Annotated in this window: 12 protein-coding genes and 1 riboswitch; of the genes, 5 read left to right on the top strand and 7 right to left on the bottom strand. The window is 51.0% G+C overall.

Features of this window, described 5'->3' with window-relative positions; translation table 11 throughout:
* The 4 genes from ACNRUY_RS15380 to ACNRUY_RS15365 form a co-directional block, all read left to right on the top strand.
* The coding region (locus tag ACNRUY_RS15380) for a hypothetical protein (RefSeq protein ID WP_488112528.1) at positions 1-183 on the top strand (183 nt) is incomplete at its 5' end.
* Positions 176-1,105 (top strand): hypothetical protein, encoded by a 930-nt coding sequence (locus ACNRUY_RS15375; RefSeq protein WP_488112527.1) that lies wholly within the window; start codon positions 176-178, stop codon positions 1,103-1,105. The genes ACNRUY_RS15380 and ACNRUY_RS15375, both read left to right, overlap by 8 nt.
* Positions 1,106-1,217: 112 nt before the next feature.
* Positions 1,218-2,168, top strand: a complete 951-nt coding sequence (locus ACNRUY_RS15370; protein WP_488112526.1) for a DUF2608 domain-containing protein — start codon at positions 1,218-1,220, stop codon at positions 2,166-2,168.
* 130 nt (positions 2,169-2,298) lie between these two features.
* Positions 2,299-3,675: a L,D-transpeptidase family protein gene (locus tag ACNRUY_RS15365; protein WP_488112525.1), complete on the top strand. Its 1,377-nt coding sequence runs from the start codon at positions 2,299-2,301 to the stop codon at positions 3,673-3,675.
* Between the two features lie 5 nt (positions 3,676-3,680).
* Here ACNRUY_RS15365 and ACNRUY_RS15360 read toward each other — a convergent pair whose 3' ends face one another.
* The 6 genes from ACNRUY_RS15360 to mobB all read right to left on the bottom strand — a co-directional run bounded on the left by ACNRUY_RS15360 (position 3,681) and on the right by mobB (position 10,752).
* The gene (locus ACNRUY_RS15360; RefSeq protein ID WP_488112524.1) at positions 3,681-4,865 is read right to left on the bottom strand and encodes a hypothetical protein; all 1,185 of its coding nucleotides are present in this window, start codon (positions 4,863-4,865) and stop codon (positions 3,681-3,683) included.
* Positions 4,866-5,067: 202 nt separating this feature from the next.
* Positions 5,068-5,850 carry an energy transducer TonB gene (locus ACNRUY_RS15355; protein WP_488112523.1) on the bottom strand — a complete coding sequence of 261 codons (783 nt, stop codon included), beginning with the start codon at positions 5,848-5,850 and terminating at the stop codon, positions 5,068-5,070.
* Between the two features lie 229 nt (positions 5,851-6,079).
* Entirely contained in the window at positions 6,080-7,267 is a 1,188-nt protein-coding gene (locus tag ACNRUY_RS15350) for a Na/Pi symporter (protein ID WP_488112522.1), read from the bottom strand.
* A gap of 111 nt (positions 7,268-7,378) precedes the next feature.
* The gene (locus ACNRUY_RS15345; RefSeq protein WP_488112521.1) at positions 7,379-8,542 is read right to left on the bottom strand and encodes a Na/Pi symporter; all 1,164 of its coding nucleotides are present in this window, start codon (positions 8,540-8,542) and stop codon (positions 7,379-7,381) included.
* Between the two features lie 306 nt (positions 8,543-8,848).
* A complete protein-coding gene (gene moeA / locus ACNRUY_RS15340) occupies positions 8,849-10,105 on the bottom strand; it encodes a molybdopterin molybdotransferase MoeA (protein WP_488112520.1) in 1,257 nt (418 codons plus the stop codon).
* A 2-nt stretch (positions 10,106-10,107) separates the two neighbouring features.
* Positions 10,108-10,752 (bottom strand): molybdopterin-guanine dinucleotide biosynthesis protein B, encoded by a 645-nt coding sequence (mobB, locus tag ACNRUY_RS15335; protein ID WP_488112519.1) that lies wholly within the window; start codon positions 10,750-10,752, stop codon positions 10,108-10,110.
* A gap of 274 nt (positions 10,753-11,026) precedes the next feature.
* Positions 11,027-11,186, top strand: a riboswitch (molybdenum cofactor riboswitch).
* On the opposite strand from mobB, the gene moaA reads away from it, so the two are divergent.
* The gene (gene moaA / locus ACNRUY_RS15330; protein ID WP_488112518.1) at positions 11,175-12,155 is read left to right on the top strand and encodes a GTP 3',8-cyclase MoaA; all 981 of its coding nucleotides are present in this window, start codon (positions 11,175-11,177) and stop codon (positions 12,153-12,155) included. It overlaps the preceding riboswitch by 12 nt.
* A gap of 36 nt (positions 12,156-12,191) precedes the next feature.
* Here moaA and ACNRUY_RS15325 read toward each other — a convergent pair whose 3' ends face one another.
* A complete protein-coding gene (locus tag ACNRUY_RS15325) occupies positions 12,192-13,040 on the bottom strand; it encodes a hypothetical protein (RefSeq protein ID WP_488112517.1) in 849 nt (282 codons plus the stop codon).
* Positions 13,041-13,050: the final 10 nt, after the last annotated feature.

The following is a 13,050-nucleotide window of genomic DNA, read 5'->3' as shown; positions in this document are numbered from 1 at the left end:
CATTTTTGCCAGAAAGCGCTCTTTGCGGGTGGTTCTGCGTTTATGGACAAACTCACTGTCTGCGAAACTAAGCTGGCTCATGGACAGAAACTCAAGCTGGAAGCGATGGGAGTATTATCTCATGGCTGGGGACTTAATCGCACCTTCCCTAGATATACCGGAACAGGCACTGATATTGCCTGAGTTGGATCCTTCCTTCCCGTCCTACCAGAATACCAAGCCCTTGATTACGCCCTCTGCCGTTTTTTCGGGTGATGTGCTGGTGCGGCTGGGGCCAGATTCGTCTATTGATAAACTGGCCATTGATGACCGTAGAGTGTTGGGAGTTATTCAGGTGCACCCATCTGAACATGGAGAAATGGCGCTTACTGAGATGGACTGGGCGGCTGGTGGTTTCAGTCAGCTAAAAGCGGCAGGCAAACAGTGTGGTGGAGGCCAGGGGCAGTGTGCAGGAAAGCAAGGGAAACGGTCTGGAAAAAAGGCTCGTTCTCTAACTTGTCGAATCGGTGGACCCAGTGAGCATTCAATGTTTGGGGGAGGTGCAGCGGGTGGCGATAGGGAAAGACCCAATTTTTCCTGGAGCAATTCCATACCTTTGGATGCTCCTGATGTTGGAAACATTGAAAGCAATAGCGGTGATAGGATCGGCCCCCCTGTTTTGATTGCAGATCTGGCTATAGCAAGAGGTAACCAAGACATCTTAAAGCATGTGCCTATTAACCAACTTCCAGAGTCATTACAAAAACTCCATGAATCAAATAAAGGCGATAGTGGTTCTCATCCTCTATCTACCAGTGTTGATCAGCAGGAAGGTTTATTGGAAAGTCAACAACAGCCAAATAGTGAACAGGCTCTCAGCCACGATCTTCACCCTTTCCAACATGACCTGGAATCTACATTTTTCCTGGATTTTACAGTTGAAACTCAAGGCAATTTAAGTTCTGCGATTTTGGATTGGCTTGATAAGACCAAACCATATAATTACGAAGCACAAAGCTCATTGACTGACTATGATACTGAGGCTGCAGGATCAAATGTATCGGCAGAAAAGGAATTCAAGACACTGGAACAGAGCGGTGAGCATCAGGTGGATGAAGAAGATTAAATCATCTCACCTTCTAATCAATATGATAAATATGAGCCTGAAGATGGAAGAACATCTCTAGCTATTGGCCTTTAAGTACTTCAGATTGAATTCATATCTAAAGGAAGCTGTAATGAAGTCGCTTTCCCTACTATCAAAAGTGTTAACTGGTATGGTGATTATGGTTTCTCTCTGGGGAAGTTCTGGGCAGTGTGCTCTACAGTCCGAGCAGGTCACCTCTCGACCGGGGGAGTTTCTTCAGCAATGGCTGAAACAGGAGCTGCACCCATCCCGGACTCTGGTGGTGCTGGATCTGGACGATACTGCCATCACCACACCGGAAGGGCAGTGGCTGGGAAATTCAGCCATGTTTTACGACCAGCTGGCACAGCAGCAGAAGATGCATCCAGGACTCAATAAGGGGGAGCTTTCTGCGATTATTGACCCTCTGCTGGAAGCGGTTTATCTCAGGGTACCGGTTCAGCTAACGGACCAGAGCCTTCCCCGCACGCTGAGAAAGCTCCAGCACAAGGGCGTCACGGTGATTGGGATGACAGCCCGGGGGGATGCTATTCGTCAGGCCACACTGAAACAGCTTAAGCGGGTTGGGCTGGCCTTTTCAGATCTGGGTAAACATCGGGCTTTGAAGCTGGATGGAGCCAGGACGGTTCATATTGAACAGGGGGTTGTTTTCGTCAGCCATGGTAACAGCAAGGGGGAAACCCTGGTCAAGCTCCTGAAGGGCGGCGGTGGTGGTGCTCCGGATCAGGTCATTCTTATTGATGACCGACAGCAGCACTTGAGGGGTGTAGCTGCATCCCTCAGTTCAGCTCTGCCCGCCATTCATTATTACCCGGTGTATTGTGATTTCCCCCAAAAGCGGCCTTCTTTTAACCGGCAGGCATCGGAGGTTCAACTGTTTCACTTTCTGGTCAAATACCAGAAGGACTCGCCGGTCAATCAACTCATTCAAAAAGATGATTTCACCAGGGCTTTTATTCAGCGTTGTCCGGATATTCAGCCTGGGGAGCGTTGTAAAAAACTCCTCTCCAGGGTTCAGGGTCCACCTTCCAGCGGCTCCTGAAGCCGCTGGTATAACCCACGTTGATTTACAGGGTGTCTTCTTCTTAAGTCCATAAAAGTACTGGAAAAACACCGGTTGTGAACTGCCAGTGTTTTGACGCTTTCAGGGACAGAAAAGGACAGAGGAAGTGATGCGCCGAATTATTGCAGTGGCGCTGATTCTGTATTCAGTATCAGCACAAGTATCCGCCCAGGCTCAGCCGGACAAACCCTCCTGGCTGGGCTGGTTATCCCGCCTGCCGGAGCATGGTATTGATGTTTCTACGGACCATTGGCTGGTGCTTTCCCAGAACCCCACCAATACCCAGGTTGAGGCCATTGCCCGGGAGTATGCGGAGTATATTGATCAGGGGGTGCTGGATCGAAACCTGTTTCAGCCGGGCTGGAAGATTCAGGATCGACCCATACTCAACCTTAACCGCTCAGACCTTACATCGCTCAGTGCCATTGAGTCCCGTATCCCGCAGTATGTGATGTTGAAGCAAGCCATGGCGCAGCTCAAAGAGTGGCGTCAGCAGGCGGTTAACTGGTTCCCGGATGACTTGATTCTCTTTGAAGGGGATCAGCACCCCATGGTGAATCGTCTGAATAAATGGCTGCAGGATCTGGGGTTGGCGGATTCGCTTCCTGAAAATAGGTTCACTCAGGCCCATAAAGATGTTCTGACCGAAGTTCAACTGGAGTTTGATCTGGGGCCGGATGGACGAATGGGGACGCTCACACGGCAGGCTCTTCTGGCCGTTACCAATCAGCGAATCCGGGTACTTAAAGCCAATATGGAGCGTATGCGCTGGCTGCCCCGTGAACTGCCCTATCCCCACATCCGGGTCGACATCACAGGATACCGGGTGGGATATGTCACGGCGCCTCTGGTGGTTCAGGAGCACAAAGCCATTATTGGCACCCCTAATAAACAGACCCCGGTGTTTCAGGATGAGATTGAGAGCATCACAGTGAATCCCACCTGGAAAGTGCCCCACAGTATTGCTGCCTACAGCCTGTTGAATAAGGAAAAGAAGGAGCCCGGTTTTTTCCGTCGCGAAGGGTTCAGAACCTACAGGAGCTGGGCAGCGGATGCTGCGGAAGTGCCTCTGGAGTCGGTCAACTGGGCTTCCGTCACAGCCCGGACGTTTCATTTCCGGCTGGAGCAGGAACCGGGTGTGCTGAACCGGCTGGGACAGTTCAAATTAAACTTACCCAATGACTATGGCATCTACCTTCACGACACCAATCGGCCTGAATTGTTTGAGCGAGAGGCTCGCTCCTTCAGTTCGGGGTGCACAAGGGTTGAGGGCATTGGTGTGCTGATCCAGCGAATAGCCCGGGAACAGGGGCTATTGGGAGAGTTAAACCAGGGGTTGACCACCAGCAGCACTCAGAAAATACGATTAAAAAATTCGATTCCAGTCTATTTTATGTACTTTACCGCCTGGCCTGATGCCAGTGGCCGGGTTCGCTATCGGGACGATATTTACCAGCTGGACAAGGCACTGACCAGCTGGTTTTAGAGTGATTATCGGGTGACCGATCTGGAGTGGTATTTTATACGCTCAAGGCATTGTTTCATTTGGGATGGCTGTCGTATATCCAGAAATTGACCTGAAAAATTATTTGTGTATTTGATATCCGTCAACGTGGTGAAGGGCACTCCGGTTTCATAGTTAACAGGCATCATATAAAGTGTGTGAAGGCAATAGCTAACAAAATTGGCCGTTGCACTTGGCGGCTCCAACCCCGATCCCTTAAGCTGACCAATGGTTTCTTTATCGATAATGAAAAGGAAAAAACTACTGCCTGAGTTTATGAGTTCCTCTAATTCCCTGATTGCACCCTGATTGCAGTCGGTAAAGGTGCCTTCAAATTTTCCGTATTCATTCAGTACTTTTGGACTGTTGATGATTTTAATGAATATCTTGAATAGATCGTGTTCTGTTCCAGTATGAAAAACGGCAATACCGTTCCCGAACGGTTTCAAGTTTTCTGGAGTGTGTTCTGCTACCTCCTGGTGATCTGGGTCTGGATCTATCTCGAATAAGCTACAAACCTTTTCATAAGGTGATGGTGCTTCTTGTTGGGGGGGGGCTTTCGGTTCTGGCTCTCTATTTTCATTCGATGTATTGTCTTCTTCATCTGCTGTTTCATATGATTCGTCATCTTCTGAGTCTGAATCTGATTGCGGTGCTTCATGTTTTGAATTACCTCCGCCATCTTGCAGAGGTTGGGTAATAGAAGGATCACCAATGACCAGCATCACTATGCCGGGTACTTTACCATTATGCCGTTGACTGGTTGAAATATCAGGGTCGCTTTCATCAGGATCAGAAAAAGGGTTTCTTTCTGCTGTGAGAGTTTCTTCCTTAGGAGTCTCATGGTCTTCATAATAGTTGCCCTCCCTTTCCATAGCTAGTTCCAGTGCTTTCTCAGCGTAGGACGGGTCAGGTAATGACAACAGTTCGGGAGCTGTTATTTCTTCTGGTTCTTTAATGGTCGTTGTGAAATAGGACCGTAGGAAAAAAGGAAGGTCTGACCCCATCAGCAAACCTGCAGGTACAGGGGGGAATTGATGGAATTGTTTTTCAAGCGAGCGTTCCAATAAAGAGGTTTCTTCCAAAAGCAAATCCTGGCCGTCAACTTCTGTGAAGAAGGCCAGTGCCAGAAAAGAGAGAGTAACAGACAGGATTTGTTTATTAAAATACATAATGGTTCCTGAGAGGGGGGGCTCCATGGCCAAGTGCTCTGACATTAATTTCGGCAGAGTCATTCAAAGAGAGGCTTTATTGATGTCTGAGTAAATCACACTGACCATTAATAAAAATCAGCCCGGTAGCCTATTAAGACCCGAAAACCGTTAAAAAGTTCGGGGGGTGTGAAAAAGTAAAACTGGAAGCTATGAATCGTGACTAATCAATAGCATAGTGGATAGAAAAAGAAACCGTAACGGGTGCAAGGGTGCCCAGGGGGGGAGGAAAGGGCAGTGCCCGGCTCAGGGCTTTCAGGCTGCTGCTTTTGAATCGCCGGTCTCCGGATAGTATTTCGGCTGTAACCAGTTCTCCGTCAGCCTGTATAACCGCCTGAATCTTAACATCACCTTCCAATCCACGTCGGAGTGCCTGGCGCGGGTAGCGCTTATGCTGGTTGATCCGCTGTTTCAGGTCTGAGACCCAGGCGGTCATGGCATTGGCCTGATTGGCAGATACGGGTATTTCAGTGTCACTGGATTCACCCAGGTCGTCCTTTGCGGATGAGTTGGCCACAACAGTGGGTAAGTCGCTTTTCTCTTTTTGCGGATCCGTGGATTCAGTGGGTTCCTTTGGGGGTGCTGTTTCTTGTGAAGTCTGAGCGGGTTCAGTCTGGCGTGGGGTTGGAAACGCTTTGCTGGCCTTGTCGGGCTTACTGTCAGTATGCACTACTGGTTGTTCGGGCTGGTTGGAGGCAACCGGTTCAGTCGCTTCGGTTTTTTCCTTAAGCGGAGGTTCCTGGTGGTTACTTTCCACTGGGGTCGATGGCTGTTCATTTGCTATAGGCATTTGAGCCCTGGCCAGGGTCAGTTTCAACTCAGAGGTTCCGGATGTTTCGGCCACCATGGCACTGGTTGTGTGATGAGGCGCCAGCATCAGGGCCAGGTGCAGTGCCAGGGAGCACAGCATAGCCTTGGTGAAGGTCTGACGGGAGTGGTTGATCATCCGGGTTGGTATCTATTGGCAAACAGGAGTTGTGTGACCGGTTGCTTAACGTAAAAAACAATTGACTGTCGGGTGCTCAGGATTGCAGGTGACGCAAACGGTTCACTTTTGCTCTGGGCATTGGGTCAGGCAACGGGGAGGAGGATGATACCAAGAGAGCGTAGGGGTTGAAAATCCCTGTTGACCACAGTTCGGCCAACAGGGTGAGAGGAAAAGCAGTCTGAGAGGGTCAGGCGGTCAGATAAATAATGATGCCGGGCAGGATAAAGAACGCCAGAATCAGGTAACCAAAGGCGTACATCCGGTTTTTTACCGCCAGGTCAGACAGTTTGTCTGCCATGAACAGCGGGATTTCCCGGAGCCACTTGATTCCATAGATCAACACAACCGCACTGATATTAAAGAAAAAGTGTACCAGAGCAATGGTCAGGGCTGGCAGGGCGGCAGCACCCGTGATGGCAGTAGCTGCCAGCAGTGCGGTGATGGTGGTCCCGATATTGGCGCCCAGTGTGAAGGGATACATCTGGCGAACTGTGAACAGGCCATTGCCCACCATGGGAACCATCAGGCTTGTGGTGGTGGATGAGGACTGCACCATTACCGTCATTGCGGCACCGGAGAATATGCCGCTGAGTGGGCCACGACCAATGGATTTATGCAGGACTTCTTTAGCACGGCCGACCATGACTTTCTTTAGCAGCTTGCCCAGACGCACCACGGAGATAAAGATCAGGAAAATACCCGCCGCAATCATGGCTGCGCCCGCCAGTTTGTGGTCCGGCAGCACACCGGCAAACCCTTTGAAAATATCCACTGCAGGCGAGGTCAGTGGCTTGATAAAGTTCAGGCTTTTGATGGACATGCTCTGGCCGCCCACCAACAGTTCTGCCATATAGGAAGAGGCTTTGGTCAGGAAACCGGTCAGCAGTTCCAGTGGCAGGATAATCAGTACGGCCAGCCAGTTGAAGAAATCGTGAACGGTGGAAGCGGAGAAGGCCCGCTTGAACTCTTTATCGCATCGGATATGGCCAAGGCTCACCAGAGTATTGGTGATGGTGGTGCCAATGTTGGCTCCCATGATCATGGGAATGGCCAGTTGAACCGGCAGGCCACCGGCCACCAGGCCGACAATAACTGAGGTGACGGTACTGGAGGACTGAACCAGAGCTGTGGCCAGAGTACCGGCAATCAGGCCCATGATGGCATTATTGGCAAAGCCAAACAGCTGGGCGGCAGCTTCCCCACCACCCACGGCCAGTTTAAAGCCGGAGCCAATGACACTGACGGCCACCAGCAGTGCGTATACCCAGAGAATAACCCGCATCCAGATCCGGCCATAATGACGGGTGGTCATGGCCTTGTAATCAATTTTCTGTTTTGCGGTGGATGTCATTTCAGACATTTCAGACGTTGACATAAAGAGCTGCACCTCGGGTGCTTATCAAGTAATCACTGGGTGCAAACATAAAAGGTCTTTATGACAGTTTTATGACATCTTCGTCATCTTGTTGAAATAAATATACCCTGTTCAGCCGGTCACCAGAATCAGAAGTCCGGGAAGGATGAAAAAGACGCCTGCGACATAAGCCAGCACCAGGGACTTGCGTCGGCTGGCCACCTGGGCAAAACGACGGGCGGTGCGGTAGGGGATATTTCTCAGGAACGGATTGCTGTAGATCAGCAGAACACCACTGACATTAAACAACACATGCACCAGGGCGATCTGCAGGCCTGCAGCAGCGGTTGGGCCGCTGAGAGTGGTAGCTGCCAGCAGGGCAGTGATACAGGTGCCGATATTGGCCCCAAGGGTAAAGGGATATATCTCTTTGAGCTTGAACACACCGCTGCCCACCAGGGGAATGACCAGGCTGGTGGAGGTTGAAGATGACTGAACCAGAAAGGTGATCAGAGCCCCTGAGGTAATGCTGCTCAGGGGACCATGCCCAATAGCTTTGTGCATCAGATCTTTAGCCTTGCCGACCATTAACTGCTTCAGAATTTTTCCCAGCAGGGTGATGGACACAAAAATAAAGACCAGACCCGTCAGCGCCAGTACGATTCCCCCGATTCTTCCAGGCAGCAGCTGATAAAGGTCAGCAAACAGATGGACTACGGGTTTGGTCAAGGGCTTGATAAAGTCGAGACCGCTTGCGCCAGAGCCTGCATCGCTGTAGATGATGCCGGAAAGCCAGGCGGAGCTTTTTTCAAAAAAGCCGGTCAGCATTTCCAAGGGCATGAAAATAAAGACGGCCAGCACGTTGAAAAAACCGTGCACAGTGGCTGCGGCAAATGAGCGGCGGAATACTTTCCGCTTGCCCAGGCTGCCGAGGCTGACCAGGGTTGAGGTGAGGGTCGTGCCGATATTGGTTCCCATGATCATGGGGATGGCAATATTCACCGGCAGACCACCGGCAACCAGGCCGACGATAATGGAGGTGACGGTACTGGAGGATTGCACCAGTGCGGTGGCCATGGTGCCGATAATCAGCCCCATAAAAGGGTTGGTGGCGAACTGGAACAGGGCTGCGGCCCCTTCTGCTCCACCTGCTGCCCATTTGAAGCCATCGCCGATCATACCGACAGCCACCAGCAGCATGTAAACCAGCCCAAGAACGCTGAGCCAGGGAATCAGGGTGCGGGATGACGACACCTTGACGTCGGAGCCACTGGCTGAAGCCTGAATAGATTGCATGTGAATTCCGTTATTAACGACAGGCACAATGCCCGCAGAATACGTTAAGGGGCGTATATGAACAAAACCGGCTATTGACCGCAATTGTGGCATTTCCTATATGGCAGACCCATCAGTGACTGGGTGGGGCCGTATAATGACGGAAACGTTTTTTCCAAAAATACGACTTAGACGCAATGGTGTGTTTTCTACATGTTGGATTCCAAAGGGTTTGGTCGTTTATTCAGAGAAGCAAGCAGCTTTCTGTAGGGGGCTCAGCCCCCAGGCCCTGAAAGCCTGGGAGGCATGATTATCTCTTATGGGGTGTCAACTTAACAGTTCATCAAATAGTTGAACCCTGACCTGTTCTCCCGCTGCCACGTTGCCTTGCTCTTCCGGCAGGATAATGTAGCAGTCAGACCGACTCATGGAGCTGAGAATGCCGGACCCCTGGCTGCCGGTGGAGCTGACTTCCAGCTCCCCATCCGGGTTTTGGGTCAGTACCCCTCTCTGGAAATCCCTGCGGCCGGGTTTCTTTTTCAGGGCAGAGTCGTTTTTCAGGGACAGCTCAACTCTGTTTTCCGGGGACTGGTTCATCATATGGCGAAGAGCGGGAGCTGCCAGCTGCTGGAAGGTGACCGTGGCAGAAACCGGGTTGCCGGGCAGTCCGAAAAAGTAGCTGTTGGGCAGTTTACCGAAAGCGAAGGGCTTGCCGGGCTTGATAGCCAGCTTCCAGAAGCCGGTTTCTCCCAGCTCATCCAGGATGTCTTTGGTGTAATCGGCCTCTCCTACAGAAACACCACCGGAGGTGATGACGGCATCTGCTTCTTTATCCGCCTGTTGAAAAGCGGAACGCAGCTTGTCCTTGTCATCGGGGATTCGACCCAGATCGATCACCTGAATATCCATTTTGTTGAGCATGGCTTTCACAACAAAACGGTTGCTGTCGTAAATATCCCCTTCGCCCAGTTTCTCTCCAGGCAGACAGAGTTCATCGCCGGTGGAGAAAACGGCAACGGTCAGTTGTCGAAAGACAGGTACCCGGGCAATACCCAGAGAGGCCAGAAGACCTACATCCTGGGGCTTCAGTCGCCTGCCTTTGACAAGCACCTGCTGCCCTTCTGCAATATCCTCCCCGGCCCTCCGTACATTATTCCCCTCTTTTTCAGGCTTTTTCAGAAAGCGTATGCTGCTTTTGCTGTTACTGGTTTCTGCAATGGTTTCCGTCTGCTCCTGCATGATCACAGTGTCTGTGTCTTTTGGCACACTGGCGCCGGTCATGATACGAATGCAGTGGCCGGAGGGCACCTCTCCCTGAAAGGGGTGACCGGCAAAAGACTGGCCAGCCAGGGGCAGGGTGTGGTTATTGTCAAGGTCTTTGAGGCGCAGGGCATAACCGTCCATGGCTGAATTGTCATGGGAGGGCACATTGATAGGGGAAACAATGGTTTCAGAAAGCACCCGTCCGAGGCTGGCTTCCAGGGAAACCTTTTCTGTCTCCCTGATGGGTTGAACGCTCTGGGTCAGTCGATCAAGGGCTTCTTCCAGTCGCATCAAACCATCTGTGGCGCAGCAGTCGCTCATTTTCAGCCCCTTTCTGTCTCTTGGTGAATGTTTTGGTGAGAGCCGGAGATCCCGGCAGTGGTTTCACTGGTCAGGTCAGAGCGCTGCCAGTGCCGGTCAATAAACTGTGCAATGTAGTCAGCCACCTGTTCCGGTTGGTTGATGTCCAGTTCAGCCAACTCAGGGGGCAGTTGTACCCCGGGGTTGAGGTCCCAGGCAATGGCCATAATATGGGGATCCTGCTGGAACAGGAAGGGCTTTGCCTTTCCATCGGAGAGATAGTCGCTTCTGTGCAGCTCTATTTTGGGGATGGGGGCTTCACGGAACCCTTCAACCAACACCAGGTCAAGGTGCTCCAGGTCCAGCAGCCGGATTTGTTCTTCAAGCCTGCGAGAGTGGTTTTCCGGATATTCAGTTATGCAGATGGAGCGCCGGGGCGTGCTCAGTACCAGCTGTGAAGTACCCGCTTTCCGCAGACGATAACTGTCTTTGCCCGGAGGGTCAGGCTCAATATCATGGTGTGAAGCCTTGACCATCCCGATTCGCAAACCCATGGCGTTCAGCAGGGGGATCAGCTTTTCCAGAAGGGTGGTTTTGCCGGTGCCACTGAAGGCGGCAATACCCAGTACGGCGGGTCTGACTTTCAATGTCATGGGGGTCACTGTCATGGTAAAAGAGGCTGAAAAGAAGTTGGGGGCCATTTACAGGAGGGTCAATGCTTCTCTTTGCGGCTGGATTTGTCAATGGTCGCCCATGGTCCAAATTTTTATGAGAGGTAAGTGCAGGTTAAGCCTCATTTTCAAAAGAGTCTTAAGAGAGCGCTTGAGCACCTCCCCGAATGCTGCAGGTTTCAAGGTAAAAAAGGGACTGTTTTTTGACCGGGATTGCCATGAATCATGGTTTTTAAGCCCGTTAACCGGTACTATTCCTTTTCAATTTTACAGTAACTGCGAGCGCCGAGCTTCGGTACCTAAAGGATTCAGGCCTCTGGATCTTATGGGCTGGAAGCCGTGGTTGAGACGATGCATACCCTCAGCCACCAGGGTTGTGGAAGAAATTCTGCAGCCTCCCGCGATTGGAAAGGTGTTCTATGCAAACATTGCAAGACCTTCAGGGAAGGCGATTCCCTTATTTGCGGCTATCCGTGACCGACCTTTGCAACTTTCGTTGCAACTACTGTCTGCCCGATGGCTGCCTTGATCATAATCACAATGAAGCCCTCACCTTGGACGAAATCCGTCGTCTGGTAGTGGCCTTTGCGGCTCTGGGCGTTGAAAAAATCCGCCTGACGGGCGGAGAACCCACATTGCGCCAGGACTTTACGGATATTGTCCAGATCATTCGTCAGGTACCGGGTATCCGCAAGGTGGCGATGACCACCAACGGCTACAAAATGGATCAGCGGGTGACCGGCTGGCTGGATGCCGGTATTGATGCCATTAATGTCAGTGTCGACAGCCTTGACCCCAGAGCCTTTGAATTGATTACCGGGCACAACCGTCTGCGGGAAATTCTGGCCGGGATTGAAAAGGCCTTCGAGCATGGGCTGCCTTCCATCAAGGTCAATGCTGTGGCCATGAAAGGCATTAATGATGACGAGCTGGATGCTTTTCTGGCCTGGATCAAGCAACACCCGGTTTCCATTCGCTTTATTGAATTGATGCAGACTGGAGGCAATCAGGCCTTTTTCAATAAACACCACTTCCCTGGCAGGAAAATTCGTGATCAGCTGCTGAGCAAGGGGTGGGTCAGGATGGCTCGCTCAAGGGATGCTGGCCCGGCCCAGGAGTATTGCCACAGCGACTACCAGGGCTCGGTTGGCCTGATTATGCCGTACTCAAAAGATTTCTGTGAGGGGTGCAACCGCCTGAGAGTGACCAGTCTCGGACATCTGCAGCTGTGCCTGTTTGCTGAGTCGGGCATTAATCTGAGAGATCTGCTGCAGCATGATGATCAGAAAGAAGAATTGGTCTCCCGGATTTGTGAGTCTTTGAAGCTGAAAGAAGACAGTCATTTTCTGGAGCAGGGGCTTACTGGCAGTACTGAAAACCTGGCGCAGCTGGGTGGGTGATTCGCGAAGTGTAAGCCCGCCTACTCTGGGTGGAGATCACTGCTTTTTCCCTTCAGGAAAGTAGTGATCAACGGTTGAGGCAACAAACTGTTGCATTCTATACAATAGGTTGGGGAGTGATAGATGGCCTGCAAATTTAAGGGGACCATTTGCAGTCCATCTGTCGAACCGGGCACTCAAAGCATCTCCCCAGTGGTTGTGACTGTACTTTTCCATGAAGAAAGGTAAGGAAGCGGATCCCAGAATCATAAATGTGTAGCTGGGGAGTCCTCCCGTCAAATAGTCTATAAAAATGAGTGAAGTCCCCATCAGTGCAAACATAAAACTCTGTTTCATCAGGCTTATTGCGTGTTTTGAGGGGGAGCCATTTATTACTGCAGGGCCATTCAGGAGAAAAGAGTCATCCAAGACGTTGGCTTCTGATTTCATTTCAGACCATTCCCATATATATACACTCCTGCCAATGGTCGGGTTGTACTGAAACGCTTGAGGTTTAAAGGTGGCACCTATTGACGGTGCTGTCAGCACCTGTTGCAGCTGGTCGGTGGATGACACTGTAATGTTGCGAATAAACTCAGGTGGTACAGGTTGCTTAAAGGGTTCAGGAAAAAACTGCTCCTTACAAAGAATTTCTGAAGTGTCCAATTGAGCGTGTGAGCTGAGAGCCATGGCAGCGATAATTGGGGATGTCTCTCCTTCGCTTTTTTTGAGGAAAACGCCATGCCTGGTACTGGTTTTTTCCTCATGACAAAGGAATGGAGCCATATCTTCCAGAAGGAATTGATAGTTTTCCTCTGCCATGTTCAGACTGAAGGCCTTAACTTCATGGTGGAAGGTTATTCCCAGGAGCATAAGGAGCAGTAATAGCCTTTGTCCGATTTTCATGTGATCACCG

It is taken from the genome of Endozoicomonas sp. Z74, from assembly GCF_057680865.1.
Note: the sequence above shows the minus strand (reverse complement) of the source record. Positions and strands in the feature narration are given on the sequence as shown.

Coding starts and splice junctions, on each gene's coding strand:
- ACNRUY_RS15370 (WP_488112526.1), top strand. CDS start 1,218: ATGAAGTCGCTTTCCCTACTATCAAAAGTGTTAACTGGTATGGTGATT.
- moeA (WP_488112520.1), bottom strand. CDS start 10,105: ATGAGCGACTGCTGCGCCACAGATGGTTTGATGCGACTGGAAGAAGCC.
- ACNRUY_RS15345 (WP_488112521.1), bottom strand. CDS start 8,542: ATGCAATCTATTCAGGCTTCAGCCAGTGGCTCCGACGTCAAGGTGTCG.
- ACNRUY_RS15365 (WP_488112525.1), top strand. CDS start 2,299: ATGCGCCGAATTATTGCAGTGGCGCTGATTCTGTATTCAGTATCAGCA.
- ACNRUY_RS15360 (WP_488112524.1), bottom strand. CDS start 4,865: ATGTATTTTAATAAACAAATCCTGTCTGTTACTCTCTCTTTTCTGGCA.
- mobB (WP_488112519.1), bottom strand. CDS start 10,752: ATGACAGTGACCCCCATGACATTGAAAGTCAGACCCGCCGTACTGGGT.
- ACNRUY_RS15325 (WP_488112517.1), bottom strand. CDS start 13,040: ATGAAAATCGGACAAAGGCTATTACTGCTCCTTATGCTCCTGGGAATA.
- moaA (WP_488112518.1), top strand. CDS start 11,175: ATGCAAACATTGCAAGACCTTCAGGGAAGGCGATTCCCTTATTTGCGG.
- ACNRUY_RS15350 (WP_488112522.1), bottom strand. CDS start 7,267: ATGTCAACGTCTGAAATGTCTGAAATGACATCCACCGCAAAACAGAAA.
- ACNRUY_RS15355 (WP_488112523.1), bottom strand. CDS start 5,850: ATGATCAACCACTCCCGTCAGACCTTCACCAAGGCTATGCTGTGCTCC.